This window comes from Capnocytophaga sp. oral taxon 324 str. F0483 (genome assembly GCF_000318315.2).
GTDB classification, from domain to species: domain Bacteria; phylum Bacteroidota; class Bacteroidia; order Flavobacteriales; family Flavobacteriaceae; genus Capnocytophaga; species Capnocytophaga ochracea.
In genome coordinates this window covers 1-305 of the sequence record NZ_KB291525.1, presented here as the reverse complement: position 1 = coordinate 305, position 305 = coordinate 1, and positions in this window count along the sequence as shown.

Here is a 305-nt window from a genome sequence, read left to right as displayed (position 1 = left end):
CTGGGTATGTGCACCGCGAGAGCGGAGTATGTGAATAGGGGGGATGTTACTCCTAGTGCCTATGCGTCATAACACTTTGCCAAAGTTTTTGCCTGTGCGGCTCGCACCTTTGGCAAAGTTAATGGTAATAAATCGACCGTCGTGCTACAACCTTACTCCTGCCTGTGTGGCTCGCACTACCTTTCTGCCACCACACTTCCATTAAACTTCTCCTATAAATTTACTAATTTCCAAATTTTCTAATTTGCTAATTTCTTTTCCCATCATACTCCCCCCCTAGTGCCTATGTCCTAAGGCCTAGTGCC